Annotated in this window: 15 protein-coding genes; 11 read left to right on the top strand and 4 right to left on the bottom strand. The window is 73.4% G+C overall.

Annotation, left to right across the window (positions count from 1 at the left end; all coding sequences use genetic code 11):
* From DDJ31_RS35170 to DDJ31_RS35125, 11 genes are all read left to right on the top strand, one after another.
* Window positions 1–978 carry a NifU family protein gene (locus DDJ31_RS35170; protein ID WP_127176368.1) on the top strand — a complete coding sequence of 326 codons (978 nt, stop codon included), beginning with the start codon at window positions 1–3 and terminating at the stop codon, window positions 976–978.
* On the top strand, window positions 975–1,673 hold the full coding sequence (locus DDJ31_RS35165) for a DUF5947 family protein (protein ID WP_171480943.1): 699 nt from the start codon (window positions 975–977) through the stop codon (window positions 1,671–1,673). Before DDJ31_RS35170 ends, DDJ31_RS35165 begins: the two co-directional genes overlap by 4 nt.
* On the top strand, window positions 1,670–2,362 hold the full coding sequence (locus DDJ31_RS35160) for a DUF6084 family protein (protein WP_127176369.1): 693 nt from the start codon (window positions 1,670–1,672) through the stop codon (window positions 2,360–2,362). Before DDJ31_RS35165 ends, DDJ31_RS35160 begins: the two co-directional genes overlap by 4 nt.
* A gap of 5 nt (window positions 2,363–2,367) precedes the next feature.
* Window positions 2,368–3,762 carry a hypothetical protein gene (locus DDJ31_RS35155; protein ID WP_127182454.1) on the top strand — a complete coding sequence of 465 codons (1,395 nt, stop codon included), beginning with the start codon at window positions 2,368–2,370 and terminating at the stop codon, window positions 3,760–3,762.
* Window positions 3,759–3,878: a DUF6893 family small protein gene (locus DDJ31_RS40125; protein ID WP_431026688.1), complete on the top strand. Its 120-nt coding sequence runs from the start codon at window positions 3,759–3,761 to the stop codon at window positions 3,876–3,878. The genes DDJ31_RS35155 and DDJ31_RS40125 overlap by 4 nt, the downstream gene beginning before the upstream one ends.
* Before the next feature lie 2 nt (window positions 3,879–3,880).
* Complete coding sequence (locus DDJ31_RS35150) at window positions 3,881–4,417, top strand: hydrogenase maturation protease (protein WP_127182455.1); 537 nt, start codon at window positions 3,881–3,883, stop codon at window positions 4,415–4,417.
* A gap of 2 nt (window positions 4,418–4,419) precedes the next feature.
* A complete protein-coding gene (hypF, locus tag DDJ31_RS35145; protein WP_127176370.1) occupies window positions 4,420–6,999 on the top strand; it encodes a carbamoyltransferase HypF in 2,580 nt (859 codons plus the stop codon).
* 73 nt (window positions 7,000–7,072) lie between these two features.
* Window positions 7,073–7,369, top strand: coding sequence for a HypC/HybG/HupF family hydrogenase formation chaperone (locus DDJ31_RS35140; protein WP_127176371.1), 297 nt, complete (start codon window positions 7,073–7,075; stop codon window positions 7,367–7,369).
* Window positions 7,366–8,469 carry a hydrogenase formation protein HypD gene (gene hypD / locus DDJ31_RS35135; RefSeq protein WP_127176372.1) on the top strand — a complete coding sequence of 368 codons (1,104 nt, stop codon included), beginning with the start codon at window positions 7,366–7,368 and terminating at the stop codon, window positions 8,467–8,469. Before DDJ31_RS35140 ends, hypD begins: the two co-directional genes overlap by 4 nt.
* Entirely contained in the window at window positions 8,466–9,551 is a 1,086-nt protein-coding gene (gene hypE / locus DDJ31_RS35130; RefSeq protein WP_431026689.1) for a hydrogenase expression/formation protein HypE, read from the top strand. The genes hypD and hypE overlap by 4 nt, the downstream gene beginning before the upstream one ends.
* On the top strand, window positions 9,552–10,277 hold the full coding sequence (locus DDJ31_RS35125) for a DUF6390 family protein (protein WP_127176373.1): 726 nt from the start codon (window positions 9,552–9,554) through the stop codon (window positions 10,275–10,277).
* A gap of 164 nt (window positions 10,278–10,441) precedes the next feature.
* On the opposite strand, the gene DDJ31_RS35120 is transcribed toward DDJ31_RS35125, so the two are convergent.
* From DDJ31_RS35120 to DDJ31_RS35105, 4 genes are read right to left on the bottom strand one after another with little or no spacing between them, the layout of a single operon-like run.
* The gene (locus tag DDJ31_RS35120) at window positions 10,442–11,701 is read right to left on the bottom strand and encodes a dihydrolipoamide acetyltransferase family protein (RefSeq protein WP_127176374.1); all 1,260 of its coding nucleotides are present in this window, start codon (window positions 11,699–11,701) and stop codon (window positions 10,442–10,444) included.
* Between the two features lie 15 nt (window positions 11,702–11,716).
* The gene (locus DDJ31_RS35115) at window positions 11,717–12,682 is read right to left on the bottom strand and encodes an alpha-ketoacid dehydrogenase subunit beta (protein WP_164785091.1); all 966 of its coding nucleotides are present in this window, start codon (window positions 12,680–12,682) and stop codon (window positions 11,717–11,719) included.
* Window positions 12,683–12,699: 17 nt separating this feature from the next.
* Window positions 12,700–13,857 (bottom strand): pyruvate dehydrogenase (acetyl-transferring) E1 component subunit alpha, encoded by a 1,158-nt coding sequence (pdhA, locus tag DDJ31_RS35110; RefSeq protein WP_127176376.1) that lies wholly within the window; start codon window positions 13,855–13,857, stop codon window positions 12,700–12,702.
* Window positions 13,854–15,098, bottom strand: coding sequence for an AMP-binding protein (locus DDJ31_RS35105; RefSeq protein ID WP_164784829.1), 1,245 nt, complete (start codon window positions 15,096–15,098; stop codon window positions 13,854–13,856). The genes pdhA and DDJ31_RS35105 overlap by 4 nt, the downstream gene beginning before the upstream one ends.
* Window positions 15,099–15,109: the final 11 nt, after the last annotated feature.

Genomic DNA, 15,109 nt, shown 5'->3' with positions numbered 1-15,109 from the left:
ATGACGGAGCAGGAGACGCCCGAGCCGTCGCCCGCCGAGAGCTGGCGGGCCACCGGGGAACGGATCGACACCCTCATCGCCGCGAGCGCGGCGGGCGGTGAGGTGGCGCGCGAGCGCAGCGAGGAACTGGTGCGGCTCGTCACGGACTTCTATGGTGCCGGCCTGGAGCGGCTGCTCGACCTGGTCCACGAGCACGGCGCGCTGGGCGATCAGGTGCTGGCCGCTCTCGCCGACGACGACCTGGTGGCGAGCGTGCTGCTGGTGCATGGACTGCACCCGTACAGCGTGGCGACCCGCGTCGAGAAGGCGCTGGACAGCGTCCGGCCCTATCTGGGCTCGCACGGCGGTGACGTCGAGCTGGTCGCGGTCACGGAGGACGGGACGGTGCGGCTGCGGCTGCTGGGCAGTTGCGACGGCTGTCCCTCGTCGTCGGCGACGCTGGCGCTCGCGGTGCGGGGCGCGGTCGAGGCGGCGGCGCCCGAGGTCACCACGATCGAGGTGGAGGACGCGGCGGCGGCCGGGGAACCGGCGGCGCTGGTCCCGGTGGACTCGCTGTTCTCCCGGCTGCACGAGGCGGGCCCTGACGGCGCGGGCGCCGAGGGTCCGGCCGCGCCCGGGGCGGGCTGGCAGCGGGTGCCCGCGCTGCTCGGCCTGGAGTCCGGGGGTGTGGAGCGGCTGACCGTCGGTGGGCTGCCCGTGGTGGTCTGCCGGATCGGGCCCGACCTGTTCGCCTTCCGTGACCGCTGCGCCCGGTGCGAACGGCCTTTCCAGGGCGCGACGTTGGCCAGACGGCTGGGCGGCGGCGCCAACGACGGGGTGCTGAGCTGCTCCGCGTGCCGCGCGCACTACGACGTGCGGCGGGCCGGTGCCTGTCTCGACGCGGACGCGGACGGCGCCCATCTGGACCCGCTGCCGGTGCTGGCGGACGGGGCCTCGGTCGCGGTCGCCGTCCCGACCGATCCGGTGGCCGCGCCGTGACCGCGCCCGCCGGACGCTCGGCGTCGCCGGCCGCCGCGCTGCTGCGGCTCAGCCGCAACCGTCCCGCGCCTCCCACCGAGGAGCGCTGCGAGATGTGCGCCGTGCCGGTCGGCGCGGAGCACCAGCATGTGGTCGCCCTGGAGAACCGCACTCTGATGTGCTGCTGCCGGGCCTGCTGGCTGCTGTTCACGGACGACGGGGCACGGCTGCGCTACCGCGCGGTGCCCGACCGGTATCTCAGCTTCGATCAACTCCCCCTGGACGCACGGGCCTGGGACGAGCTGGAGATCCCGGTGGGTCTCGCCTTCCTGTTCCGCAACTCCGTCCAGGAACGCGTCGTCGCGTTCTATCCCGGGCCGGCCGGGGCGACGGAGTCGGAGCTGCCGCTCGCCGCCTGGACCGCCCTCGTCCAGGCGCGTCCCGAACTGGCCACCGTGCGCCCGGATGTCGAGGCGCTGCTGGTGCGGCGTACCGAGTGCGGCGGGCGGGCGGGCGTGACGTCGTGTCATCTGGTCCCGATCGACGCGTGCTACGAACTCGTCGGCAGGCTGCGGACGCTGTGGCGCGGTTTCGACGGCGGGCAGGAGGCGCACGCCGCCATGGACGCGTTCTTCGAACAGGTCGGCGCGCGCAGCAGACCGGCGGACGTGCCCTCAGCGACCGCTTCCCCGACCGCCGTGGACGATGTCTCATGACCGGGCCCGACACCTCGGAACTCGCCTTCTCCGTACGGGACGTGGTCGCCGAGCCGTACAGCGCGGCGCCTCAACTGACCGCGCGGGTACGGATCGAGGACGGCTCGGGCGAGCGGATCCACGCGATCGTGCTGCGCTGCCAGGTCCGTATCGAACCGCAGCGGCGCCCCTACGACCAGGCCGAACAGGAAGGTCTGCGAGGGCTGTTCGGGGGGCGCGAGCGGTGGTCGGACACGCTGCGGCCGTTCCTGTGGATGCAGTGCAACACCACCGTGCAGGGGTTCACCGGCACCACCGAGGTCGACCTCGCGCTGCCGTGCACCTATGACTTCGACGTCGTCGGCTCGCGCTATCTGCACGCGCTCGGCGCCGGCACCGTCCCGGTCTCCCTGCTGTTCTCCGGCACGGTCTTCACCAAGGGCACCGGGGACGGCGGTTCGGGGTTCGGGGTGCGGCAGGTGCCCTGGGACTGCGAGGCGCGGTACGAGCTGCCGGTCGCCGTGTGGCGGCAGGTGATCGACTTCCATTTCCCGCGGTCCGGGTGGATCAGGCTGGAGCACGACGTGCTCAGCAGCTTCGCGGAGTTCCGTGAGCGGCACGGCCTGATCAGCTGGGACGAGACGGTGCGCACTCTGCTGGCGGGCGCGGCCGGTGCCGACGCCGACGAACTCGATGAGGTGGTCCGGTGACCCCGGTGACTCCGATCGATCTCGACCCGGTGCGGGAGGTCGCCGACGCGGTGCTGTACGAGGGGTACTTGCTGTACCCGTACCGGGCCAGCTCCCACAAGAACCAGTCGCGTTGGCAGTTCGGGGTGCTCGGACCGCCCGCGGCGGCGCCCGCGAGTTTCGCGGAGGACCCGGGCATGGCGATGCAGTGCCTGCTCGCGGTGCCCGCGGACGCGCCGGGCCCCGGCGAGGTGACGGTCCTGCTGCGGTTCCTCCAGCACCAGGTGCGTCAGGTGCTGCGCCGGGACGCGGACGGCGGTGAGACGGCCGTCGCCGAACTGGTGGTGGCCGGTCGCTCGGTGCTGACCTGGGACGAGGCCGTGGAGTGCGAAGTCGACCTGGGCGCGCTGCCGTTGGCCGGGTCCACGGATCAGGTCCGTACGGTCGCCGGTGGCGAGGAGACCGAGATCCTCACGGACGCCGACGGCTCCGCGGTCGGCCGGATCGTGCGCGGCCGTGACGCCCTGACCGTGCGGGTCCGCACCCGGGTGGAGGAGGACGACGGTCTGCTGCGGCTGTCGGTCCGTGTGGACAACGAGCACGCCGGGGCCGTCGCCGACAAGGACGCCGCGATCCACGCCTCCCTCATCGGCACCCATCTGCTCCTCCAGGCGCGGGGCGCCGCGTTCGTGTCGCTGCGCGAACCCCCGCGGCAGGCGGCGGCCGCCGCGGCGCGCTGCGAACAGCGGCGGTGCTGGCCGGTGCTGGCCGGGCCGAAGGGCTCGACGGACACCGTGCTGGGGGCACCGATCATCCTCTACGACCACCCGGAGATCGCCGAGCAGAGCACCGGTGCCCTCTTCGACTCCACGGAGATCGACGAGATCCTCACGCTGCGGGTGATGACGATGACGGAGGCGGAGAAGGCGGAGGCGCGGGCCACCGACCCCCGGGCCCGCGAGATCATCGACCGCTGCGACGCGATGGCCCCGGGTGAACTCCAGCAGTTGCACGGCCTGTTGCGCGACCCGCAGGGCCGGGGCCCGGACGCCTTCGACACCGGTGGCGCCCCGTGGTGGGACCCGGCCGCCGACGCGTCCGTGTCACCCGAGTCCGACAGCGTCCTCGTCGACGGGGTCGCCGTCGCCAAGGGCAGCCTCGTCCGGGTCCGTCCCCGGCGCCGCGCCGACGCCCAGGACCTGTTCTTCGCCGGGCAGGTCGCGCGGGTGACGGCCGTGCTCTCGGACGTCGACGGCGGCGTGCACGTCGCCCTTGTCCTCGTCGACGACCCGGCGGCCGACCTGCACGACTGGTACGGCCGCTACTTCTACTTCACCCCCGACGAACTGGAGCCGCTGCCCGGCGACTTCGGTCAAGGCAGCACCGACGCAACGCAGGTGCGGAAGGAGAACCCATCGTGAGAATCCTGGGACTGGTCACCACGGGTGTGGCCGCCGCCGTCGCGGCGGTCGCCGTCGTGGTCGGCCTGCGGTCGATCCCCGACATCCGCAGGTACGTCAGAATGCGCTCCATGTGAGCGTGACCAACGGCGTGCTCGTCGCCGGCATCGGCAATATCTTCCTCGGCGACGACGGCTTCGGCCCCGAGGTCGTGCGCGGGCTCGGGGCCGGTGCGGGCGAGCCGCTGCCCGCCGGTGTCCGCGTCGTCGACTACGGCATCCGGGGCATGCACCTCGCCTACGACCTGCTCACCGGGTACGACGCGCTGGTGCTGGTGGACGCCTACGCGGGTGGCGGTCCGCCCGGTGAGCTGACCGTGCTCAAGGTCGGTCCCGGCGACCTCGGTACGGGTGAATTCGACGCACACGGCATGAATCCGGTCGCAGTGCTGGCAAATCTCACCAAACTTGGCGGTACGCTCCCGCTGACCCACCTCGTGGGCTGCACCCCCGCCGATGTCGACGAGGGCATCGGTCTCAGCGAGGCGGTCGCCGCGGCCGTCCCCTCGGCGGTCGCGGAGGTACGGGCGCTGCTCGCCCGGCTGACCGCGGCCGGCCACTGCCCCGCACCGCACCCCGCCCGTACACCCGCGCCCGAACGGACCCGGAGGTCCTGATCATGTGTCTCGGCATTCCGGGTCGCGTCGTGGAGCTGGTCGAGGGGTACGCGGACCAGCTCGCGCTCGTCGACGTGGAGGGCGCCGGGCGCCGCGTCAACGTCGGCATGCTCGACGCGCCCCCCGCGGCCGGCGACTGGGTCCTGCTCCACATGGGCTTCGCGGTGGAGATCATCGACGAGACGAAGGCCGAACAGGCGCTGTCGGGGCTTCGGATGATGGGCGCCGGCAGCTGCGACGAGGAGGTGCCGCCCGCCCGACAGGCCCTGGTCCGACGGCGGTTCGAGGTGCGCGGGGTGGTACAGGGCGTGGGCTTCCGCCCGTTCGTCTATGTCACGGCCTCCGCGCTCGCCCTCACCGGCTCGGTCGCCAACACCGGCACCGGGGTCCTCGCCGAGGTGGAGGGTGACCTCGACGCGGTGACGGAGTTCGGGCACCGGCTGCGGACCGGGCCGCCGCCGCTCGCGGCCGTGGAGTCCGTGACGGAGACCGACCTGCCGCTCGCGGGTGACGCCGGGTTCACCATCGCCGACACCGCGGCGACCGGCCGGGCCCGTACCCTCGTCTCCCCCGACACCGCGACCTGCCAGGACTGCCTGGCCGAACTCCGCGACCCCGGCGACCGCCGCCACCGTCACCCCTTCATCACCTGCACGCACTGCGGGCCACGGTTCACGATCGTCACCGGCCTGCCCTACGACCGCGCCGCGACGACGATGGCCGCGTTCCCGATGTGCGCCGCGTGCCGCACCGAGTACGAGGACCCGCGCGACCGCAGGTTCCACGCCCAGCCGATCGCCTGTCACGACTGCGGCCCGCGCCTCGAACTCATCGACGCCGTGAGCGAGGAGCCCCTGCACGGGGACGAAGCGCTGCGCGCCGCACGGAAGTTGCTCGCCGACGGCGGGATCGTCGCGGTCAAGGGGCTCGGCGGCTACCACCTCGCCTGCGACGCCCGCGACGAGACGGCCGTCGCCCGGCTGCGGCGCCGCAAACGGCGCGGCGGCAAGCCGTTCGCCGTGATGGCCGCGAACCTCGACGTCGCCGGGGAACTCGTCACCATGACCGAGGACGAGCAGGCGCTCCTCACCGGCGCGAGGAAGCCGATCGTGCTGCTCCCCCGCCGAACAGGCCCCGGCAGCACCCGAGTTGCCGACGCGGTGGCGCCCGGCAGCCCGGACCTCGGCATGCTGCTCCCCTACACCCCGCTGCACGTCCTCCTCTTCGGACTCGACGGCGACCGACCCGGCCCCGACGTCCTCGTGATGACGTCGGGCAACCGCTCGGGCGAGCCGATCGTCATCGACGACGCGCAGGCGCTGACCGAACTCGCCCCGCTCGTCGACGCCTGGCTGCGGCACGACCGGGCGATCCGGATCCCCTGCGACGACTCCGTCAGCCGGTTCGTCGCGGGCGCCGAACTGCCGGTCCGGCGCGCCCGCGGCCACGCCCCGCTGCCCCTCGCGCTGCCCTTCGAGGTGCCGCCGCTGCTCGCGGCGGGCGCCGACCTGAAGAACACCTGCGCGCTGGGCGAGGGTGGCTACGCCTGGGTCAGCCAGCACATCGGCGACCTGGACGACCTCTCCACCGTCGAGGCGCTCACCCGGACCGCGGACCATCTCACGCTGCTGACCGGCGTCGAGCCCGAGCAGTTGGTGGCCGACCGGCACCCCGGTTACCGGTCGGGCACCTGGGCCCGCACCCACGCCCGCGGGCGGGCGGTGCGGACGGTGCAGCACCATCACGCGCACATCGCGTCGGTCATGGGCGAGCACGGGCTCGGTCCCGGTGAGAGCGTCATCGGCTTCGCCTTCGACGGCACCGGACACGGCACCGACGGCGCGGTGTGGGGCGGTGAGGCGCTGATCGCGGGCTACAAGTCGTACCGGCGCGCCGCCCAGCTGGCGTACGTGCCGCTGGCCGGGGGTGACGCCAGCGTGCTGCGGCCGTACCGGATGGCGCTCGCGCATCTGCGGGCCGCGGGGGTCGGCTGGGACGAGGAGCTGCCCCCGGTGGCGGCCTGCCCGGAGACCGAACGGAACGTGCTGGCCCACCAGTTCGCGACCGGCTTCGGCTGTGTGCCGACGTCGAGCATGGGCCGCCTCTTCGACGCGGTGGCCTCCCTCGCGGGGGTCAGGCACGAGGTCGCGTACGAGGCGCAGGCCGCGATCGAGCTGGAGAACCTGGCGAGGTCGGCGCCCGCCGATGACCCGGGGCACGGGTACGCCTTCGGCACCCTGACCGGGCCGGGACCCGGTGATCCGGTGCGCGCCGACCCCGGTCCTGTGATCCGCGCGGTGGTCGCCGACGTACGGGCCGGTACCGCGCGGGAGGTGATCGCGGCGCGCTTCCACACCGCCGTCGCCCGCCTCACCGTCGACCTGGCCGGTCTGTGCCGGGAGCGGAGCGGTCTCGACGTGGTGGTGCTCGGGGGCGGCGTGTTCCAGAACGCGAAGCTCCTCACAGAGACCCAATACGCCCTGGAAGCAGGGGGTTTCACCGTCCTGCGGCCCCGCCTGCTGCCGCCCAACGACGGCGGCCTCGCCTTCGGGCAACTGCTCATCGCGGCGGCCGGCGGCTGACACCCCGCGCCCGCCTCCCGTGCAACCACCCGTGTGACACGGGCAACCCACGACCGTAGAGAAGGAAGGCACCATGTGTCTGGCAGTTCCCGGGCGGGTCCTGCGGACCGCCGAGGTCGACGGCGCGCTGATGGCCGAGGTCGACTTCGGCGGGGTACGCAAGGAGGTCTGCCTCCAGTACGTGCCCGACGCGGCGGTCGGCGAGTACGTCGTCGTGCACGTCGGCTTCGCCATCCAGCGGCTCGACGAGGCGTCCGCGCGGGAGACCCTCGCCACCTTCGAGCGACTCGGGCTCCTGGAAGAGGAGTTCGGCGACGGCTTCGCACTGGCCGCCCGACAGCTGGACACCCCGGAAGGAGCCGAACGGTGAAGTACCTGGACGAGTTCAGCGACCCCCAGCTGGCCGAGCGCCTGCTCCAGCAGATCCACGCGGCCACCACCCGGCCGATGGCGATGATGGAGGTCTGCGGCGGCCAGACCCACTCGATCATCCGACACGGCATCGACCAACTCCTGCCCGAGCAGATCGAGTTGATTCACGGACCGGGATGCCCCGTCTGTGTGACCCCGCTGGAGATCATCGACCGGGCGCTCGCCATCGCCGCCCGCCCCGGCGTCGTCTTCTGCTCCTTCGGCGACATGCTGCGGGTGCCGGGCAGCGGGCAGGACCTGTTCTCCGTCAAGAGCGCGGGCGGCGACGTCCGGGTCGTGTACTCCCCGCTCGACGCCCTGAGGATCGCGCGGGAGAACCCCGACAAGGAGGTCGTGTTCTTCGGCATCGGCTTCGAGACGACCGCCCCCGCCAACGCCATGACGGTCCATCAGGCGCGGCGGCTCGGCGTGCGCAACTTCTCGCTGCTCGTCTCGCACGTCCTGGTGCCGCCCGCCATCGCGGCCATCATGGAGTCCCCCACCTGCCGGGTGCAGGCGTTCCTGGCCGCCGGGCACGTGTGCAGCGTGATGGGGACCTCGGAGTATCCGGCGCTCGCCGAGAAGTACCGGGTGCCCATCGTCGTCACGGGGTTCGAGCCGCTCGACATCCTCGAAGGGATCCGCCGCACGGTCCTCCAACTCGAAGCGGGCCGCCACGAGATGGAGAACGCCTACCCGCGCGCCGTGCGCGACGAGGGCAATCTGCCCGCCAAGGAGATGCTGCGGGACGTCTTCGAGGTCACCGACAGGACCTGGCGCGGCATCGGCACGATCCCCCGCAGCGGATGGCGACTGGCCCAAAAGTACGCGGAGTTCGACGCCGAGAACCGGTTCGACGTGGAGGCGATCCGCACCGCCGAGTCCTCGCTCTGCCGCTCGGGCGAGGTGCTCCAGGGACTCATCAAGCCGCACGAGTGCGCGGCGTTCGGCAAGGAGTGCACTCCGAGGAATCCCCTGGGCGCCACCATGGTGTCCTCCGAGGGCGCGTGCGCCGCGTACCACGCGTACCGCCGACTGGAACTGGTCGAGGCGAAGTGACTGAGACGACGGACCAAGCCCCCACCACCGCACCGGACTTCGAGAACTGGGTCTGCCCGGTGCCGCTGCGCGAGACCCCGACCGTCGTGATGGGCCACGGCGGCGGCGGAGCGATGTCCGCCGAACTGGTCGAGCACCTCTTCCTCCCGGCGTACGGTTCCGCGGCAGCGCCCGAACTGGGCGACTCCGCCGTGCTCGACCTCGGCGCCGGCACCCGACTCGCCTTCTCCACCGACTCGTTCGTCGTGAAGCCGATGTTCTTCCCCGGCGGGTCCATCGGGGACCTCGCGGTGAACGGCACGGTCAACGACCTGGCGATGTCGGGCGCCGTACCGCTCTACCTGTCCTGCGCGTTCATCCTCCAGGAGGGCACCGTCCTCACCGAACTCGGCCGGATCGCCCAGGACATGGGGGCGGCGGCGCGGGCGGCTGGGGTCCGGCTCGTCACCGGGGACACCAAGGTCGTCGACAGCGGCAGCGGGGACGGCGTGTACGTGAACACCTCGGGGATCGGCGTCGTCCCCGAGGGGGTGCGGATCGGCCCGCGCCGAGCGCGCCCCGGGGACGCCGTGCTGATCAGCGGTGACATCGGGGTGCACGGAGTGGCGGTGATGAGCTGCCGTGAGGGCCTGGAGTTCGGGACCGCCGTGGAGAGCGACACCGCCCCGCTGCACGGCCTGGTCGCCGCCCTGCTCGCCACCGGCGTCGACGTCCATGTGCTGCGCGACCCCACCAGGGGAGGCGTCGCGGCCTCCCTCAACGAGATCGCCACCGCCTCGGAGGTCGGCGTCGAACTGGTCGAACGCGACCTGCCGGTACCGGAGTCGGTGCGCGACGCGTGCAGCCTGCTGGGCCTCGACCCCCTCCAGGTCGCCAACGAGGGGAAACTGATCGCCGTCGTCCCCGGCGAGTCGGCCGACCAGGTCCTCGCGGCCATGACGGCGCATCCGCTGGGCGGCGGTGCCCGCCGGATCGGCACGGTCGTCCCCGGGCATCCCGGCATGGTGGTGGCCAGGACCGGCCTGGGCGGCACCCGGGTGGTCGGACTCCCCGTCGGCGAACAGCTCCCGAGGATCTGCTGAATGAGCGCGCGCGGAGCGGTCCTCTTCGCCCGGTACGCCTATCCGCCCAACGAACTCGGCTACTGCGGGCCCGCCGACGCCTCGGCGCTGCTGCGCCCGGAGGAGACCGCGGGCATCGAGCGGCACGCCCGCCGGTTCGAGGGCGCCTGGTGCTACCTCGAACTGCTCGCGGAGGCGGCCGGGTTGTCGGACCCGCTCGACGAGCGGGTGGTCGAGGCGTACTGGATCGGCAACGACCTTCTGGAGCTGGCCTCTTCGCCCGCGGTGCTGGCCCGGCTCCGCGAGCGCTTCCACGGCCAGACGGGCGGCACCTGGCAGGACGCGTCGGAGCGCGCCCTGGCCCACCACGCCTTCCAGGTCTTCGAGGTGTACCCCTGGGCGGAGTTGCTGCGGACCTCGGGCCATCCGACGGCGGTCTCCGTCCTCGACCGGTGCCGCATCCGCACCGGTGTGGTCCGCTCGATCGAGGGCGAGTCGGCGACCGTCGAGTCCAGGCCCCTCGCCTGGACCGGCGGCGAGCTGGTGCGCGGGCCGTCCCGCCGGGAGTCCGTGCGCTGGTCGACGGGCGGCCGGTCACTGCTGCCGGGGCTCTCCCCCGGTGACGTGGTGGCGCTGCACTGGGACTGGGTGTGCGACGTCCTCACCGGGCCGCAGGCGGCCCGGATCGAGGCTACGGAGGCTCGGCAACTGGGTTCGCTGGGGTTGGCGTCTTCGGTGGTCCCGTAGCCGGACGCGGCGCTGCCTCGCGGGACCGGTCCCGATGCGAGGCCGGGGGTGACGTCGGCGACGGTGAGGGCGCCTATGGCGGGGTCGCCGACCACGCCTTTGTGCCGGTCGCGGCCGAAGCGGACCGGCGCCCCGTGTTCGAGGGGGATGGCGGCGCCACGGACTCATCGCCACGCGATCAGACGGTGGGGGCGCTCCAGCACCGCGGCCACGTCGGCGAGCACCTTCGAGCCGAGTTCACCGTCGACCAGCCGGTGGTCGAAGGAGAGTGACAGCGTGACCACCTGACGGGGCGTCACGCGTTTCTTGTGGACCCAGGGGCGGCTTCCGATCGCGCCCACGGCGAGGATCGCCGCCTCGCCCGGAGGCAGGATGGGGGTGCCGCTGTCGACCGCGAAGACACCGATGTTGGTGAGGGTGACGGTCCCGCCGGTCAGCGCGGCCGGGGTGGTCCGGCCGGCCCGCGCGGCGGCCACCAACTCCGCCAGCGCGTCCGCGAGGGCGGTCAGGGGCAGGGTGTGGGCGTCCTTGATGGTGGGAACCAGCAGTCCTCGTGGGGTGGCGGCGGCGATGCCCAGGTTGACGTAGTCCTTGCGCACGATCTCCTGGGCCGCCTCGTCCCAGCTGGCGTTGATCTCCGGGTGGCGCTCGATCGCGACGAGCAGCGCCCTCGCCACGAGGAGCAGCGGGCCGACCCGGCGGCCGGCGAACTCCGGTTCCGCTCTGAGGTCGCGGACCAGCTTGACCGTCCGGGTGACGTCGACGGTGACGAACTCGGTGACGTGCGGGGCGGTGAACGCGGAGGCGGTCACCGCGGCGGCGGTGGCCCTGCGGACCCCGCACACCGGCACCCGGGTCTCCCTGGGGTCGACGGCGGGCGCGGGCGGCGGTTCCGGGCCGGTGCGGGGCGGGACCGCGTCGGATCGGTCCCCGGCCGCCGCGCGGACTTCGTCCCGGGTGATGACGCCGTCCGGGCCCGAGGGCCGCAGGGCGGCGAGGTCGACGCCGAGGTCCCTGGCGAGCTTGCGGACCGGCGGCTTGGCCAGCACCGATCCCGGTGCCGGCCGGCGGGCGGTGGCGCCCGCCGCGATGCGCGGCCTGCGCCCGGCGGCCTCGGGGGCGACGCCGTACCCGACGAGCACCGACTGCCGGGGGTTCGGCGCGGCCTGCGGCTCCTCGACGGTGATGACGACGGCGCCCACGGCCACCGTCTGACCCGCGGCGCAGCGCAGTTCGCGGACCGTGCCGTCGAACGGGATCGGCAGCTCCACCACGGCCTTGGCGGTCTCGATCTCGCAGACGGTCTGGCCGTCGGTGACGGTGTCGCCGGGGCGTACGTACCAGGTCAGGAGTTCCGCCTCCGTGAGTCCCTCGCCCACGTCGGGCATCCGGAACTCGCGCAGCCGGGCAGCGGTCTCAGCCATGGGGCGGGGAATCCTTCAGTAGGCCAGTGAGTGGTCGACGGTGGCGAGCACCCGGTCGAGGTCGGGCAGGTAGTGCCGTTCGAGGCGGGCCGGCGGGTAGGGGGCGTGGTGGCCGCCCACCCGCAGTACGGGGGCCTCCAGGGTGTAGAAGCACCGGGTGGTGATCCTGGCGGCGATCTCCGCGCCGGCCCCGAAGAAGACGGGCGCCTCGTGCACGACGACCAGGCGGTGGGTCTTCTCCACGGATGTCTGCACGGTGTCGAAGTCGACGGGTGACACCGACCGCAGGTCGACGACCTCCAGGGAGTGCCCGTCGGCGGCCGCGGCCTCGGCCGCCTCGACGCACAGCTTCACCGAGGGCCCGTACGCCACGAGCGTCAGATCGGTGCCGGCCCGGACGATCTGTGCCCGGTGCAGCGGCGGGGGCGTCGCGTCCGGGTCCACCGCGCCGGTGTCCCAGTACCGGCGCTTCGGCTCGAAGAAGATCACCGGGTCGTCGCTGCGGACGGCCTGCCTGAGCATCCAGTAGGCGTCCGACGGATTCGACGGCGACACGACCTTCAGCCCGGCCACGTGGGCGAAGAGGGCCTCCGGTGACTCGCTGTGGTGCTCGACGGCGCCGATGCCGCCGCCGTAGGGGATGCGGATGACCACCGGCATCCGCAGGGTGCCCCCGGACCTGGCGTGGAGCTTGGCCAGCTGGGTGACGATCTGGTCGTACGCCGGGAAGACGAATCCGTCGAACTGGATCTCGACCACGGGTCGGTAGCCGCCGAGGGCCAGTCCGATGGCCGTGCCGACGATGCCCGACTCGGCGAGCGGGGAGTCCATCACCCGGTCCTCGCCGAAGTCCTTCTGCAGGCCGTCGGTCACCCGGAAGACACCGCCGAGCCTGCCGACGTCCTCCCCCATCACCAGGACATCGCGGTCGTCCTCCAGTGCCGTGCGCAGGGACAGGTTGAGCGCTTTGGCCAGTGTCATGGTGTCGGCCGGCATGGTCAGGGCCTCTCCGGGTCGGTGAAGGATCGTTCGTACTCCTCGAAGCCACGGCGTTCTTCGTCCACGAGGGCGTGGCCCTCGGCGTGGACGTGGTCGAAGACGCCGAGCCGCTCGGGGTCGGGCATGGTGCGCACGGCGTGCCGGACCCGGTGGGCCAGTTCCCTGGCCTGCTGCTCGACCTCGTCGAAGAAGTCCGGCGCCGCGTGGCCGGCCGCGGTCAGATGGGTGCGCAGCCGGGCGAGGGGGTCCTTGGCCCGCCACTGCTCCAGCTCGGCGGGGGGCCGGTAGCGCGTCGGGTCGTCCGAGGTGGTGTGGGCGCCCATGCGGTAGGTGAACGCCTCGACGAGGAAGGGCCCGCCCCCACCCCTGATGTGGTCCAGGGCGTGCCGGGTGACCGCGTGCACGGCGAGCGCGTCGTTGCCGTCCACCCGGACGCCGGGGAAACCGAAGCCCCGCGCCCTGCGGTGCAGCGGGCTGTTCGTCTGGCGGGTGACGGGCTCGGAGATGGCCCACTGGTTGTTCTGGCAGAAGAACAGCACGGGCGCGTCGTGGACCGCGGCGAAGGTGAACGCCTCCGCCACGTCGCCCTCGCTGCTCGCTCCGTCGCCGAAGTAGGCGACGGCCACGGCGTCGCTCCCCCGCTTGGCCAGGCTCATGGCGTACCCGGTCGCGTGCAGCACGTGCGCGCCCACGACCAGTGTGTAGAGGTGGAAGTTGGTCTCGCGCGGGTCCCAACCGCCGTTGGTGACACCGCGGTACAGCTTGACCACGTCGACGGGGTCCACTCCCCTGCACCAGGCGACGCCGTGTTCGCGGTAGCTGGGGAAGACGTAGTCGTCGGGGCGCAGCGCGTGCGCCGAGCCGACCTGGGCCGCCTCCTGGCCCAGCAGGGGCGGCCACAGGCCGAGTTCGCCCTGCCGCTGCAACGCGGTCGCCTCGGTGTCGAGTTCGCGGGACATCCGCATGTCGCGGTACAGGGTGCGCAGCAACGCGGGCCGGTAGCCGGGGGTCTGCTCGGGGGGCAGCGTCAACGTCCCGTCGGGAGCGATCAGTTGCAGAGGCGGTGGTTCGTGCGGGCGGTCGGTGAAGGCGTTCAGGGCGTCCGTGAAGGCGGTCGCCGACGCTTCGGGCGGGCGGTGGTCGGTGGGTGCGGTCATGTCGCTTCCCTCTCGGGGCGGCCGCTCGGGGCCTGCGGGCCGCGTGCGGTGGCGGGCGGCGCGGTGATGTCCAGGGTGTGGTCCGGTGTCCAGCGGCCACGCCAGCCCGAGTCCTGCGCGTCCTCGGGGAACCTGGGCGGTCCGAGGGCGACGATGGTGCCACTCTCCCCTCGGGGCAGGGTCGCGCCGCGGGCTCCGCGCACGGCGAGCCTGACCGGTGGCACCGGGCTGCCCGCCCCGGGTTCGTGCGGTCGCACGGCGTCCCGGGCGAGCAGTTCGTGCGCGGTCCATGGCACGGCGCCGTCGGTCGGGGCGAACTCCGACCAGAGCCGGACGCCGGGACGGGCGGCGAAGTGGCGGGCGACCAGCTCGCGCGGGCAGGGGCTGCCGATGAGCACCACGGTGGAGGGGCCGGCCCCGGTCCGGTGGGGTTCGGCGGGCGGCAGTCCGCGGTCGAGGTGGCGGGCGTACGCCTCCGGGGTGAGCAGCGCGACGTCGTCCCCCGCGCCGTCGAGCGGCCAGTCGGGGTCGGGGACCCAGGGCGCGGTGTGCAAGGCCGTGCCGCGGCTGAACGCCCACCACAGGGCGGCCAGCGCGGGGCGGGACAGGGGTCCCTGGTCGACGGCCACCGCGCCGGCCGGCGCTCCGACGCGGCGGGTGCGGTCGGCGGCCGAGCGCAGCCAGGAGCGGTGGTCGATCAGGCGGTCGGGGCCGTGGGGGTCGAGCAGGAGGTGGGCGCCGCCCTCGGGTGAGGAGCGCGGCAGGGCCCGTTCCGGTGGCACCGCCGCGATCTTCCGCCAGGTGGCCGGGTCGTCCAGGGCGAGCGACGGTACGCCCCTGGCGCGCGGGTCGTAGGTGGCGCGGCTGCACAGGATGGCGCGGGCGCCGGTGTGCCGGGCCGCGTCCACGGCGCCGCCCGGTCCGTCGAGGGGCGGGACGCACACGCCCCCGGCCTTCAGGACGCCGAGTTGGGCGACGAGCGCCTGGCGGTGGTCGGCGCAGTCGACGACGAGGGGGTCGCCGAGCTGGACCCCGCCGAGGACGAGCGCGGAGGCCAGGGTGCCGCCCTGGCGTTCGGCCTGGGCGTAGGTGAGCCGGTGCCGCCCGTCCTGGATCGCGACCCGGCTCGGGTGGCGGCCCGCGGTGTGCGCGATCACCTCGTCGAGGGTGTCGGGGGCGGGGCCGGTGGGCCGCTCGGCCGCGACGGGGGCGACGCGGCGGGTCTGTTGCTGGGTGGTCACGGGTCTCCGCC

It is taken from the genome of Streptomyces griseoviridis (assembly GCF_005222485.1).
GTDB classification, from domain to species: domain Bacteria; phylum Actinomycetota; class Actinomycetes; order Streptomycetales; family Streptomycetaceae; genus Streptomyces; species Streptomyces hintoniae.
This window is presented reverse-complemented; position numbering and strand designations above follow the sequence as displayed.

What these genes read in the sequence shown, in the direction of transcription:
- DDJ31_RS35170 (WP_127176368.1), top strand. Translation starts at nt 1, where the DNA reads ATGACGGAGCAGGAGACGCCCGAGCCGTCGCCCGCCGAGAGCTGGCGG.
- DDJ31_RS35160 (WP_127176369.1), top strand. Translation starts at nt 1,670, where the DNA reads ATGACCGGGCCCGACACCTCGGAACTCGCCTTCTCCGTACGGGACGTG.
- hypF (WP_127176370.1), top strand. Translation starts at nt 4,420, where the DNA reads ATGTGTCTCGGCATTCCGGGTCGCGTCGTGGAGCTGGTCGAGGGGTAC.
- DDJ31_RS35140 (WP_127176371.1), top strand. Translation starts at nt 7,073, where the DNA reads ATGTGTCTGGCAGTTCCCGGGCGGGTCCTGCGGACCGCCGAGGTCGAC.
- DDJ31_RS35125 (WP_127176373.1), top strand. Translation starts at nt 9,552, where the DNA reads ATGAGCGCGCGCGGAGCGGTCCTCTTCGCCCGGTACGCCTATCCGCCC.
- DDJ31_RS35120 (WP_127176374.1), bottom strand. Translation starts at nt 11,701, where the DNA reads ATGGCTGAGACCGCTGCCCGGCTGCGCGAGTTCCGGATGCCCGACGTG.
- DDJ31_RS35115 (WP_164785091.1), bottom strand. Translation starts at nt 12,682, where the DNA reads ATGACACTGGCCAAAGCGCTCAACCTGTCCCTGCGCACGGCACTGGAG.
- pdhA (WP_127176376.1), bottom strand. Translation starts at nt 13,857, where the DNA reads ATGACCGCACCCACCGACCACCGCCCGCCCGAAGCGTCGGCGACCGCC.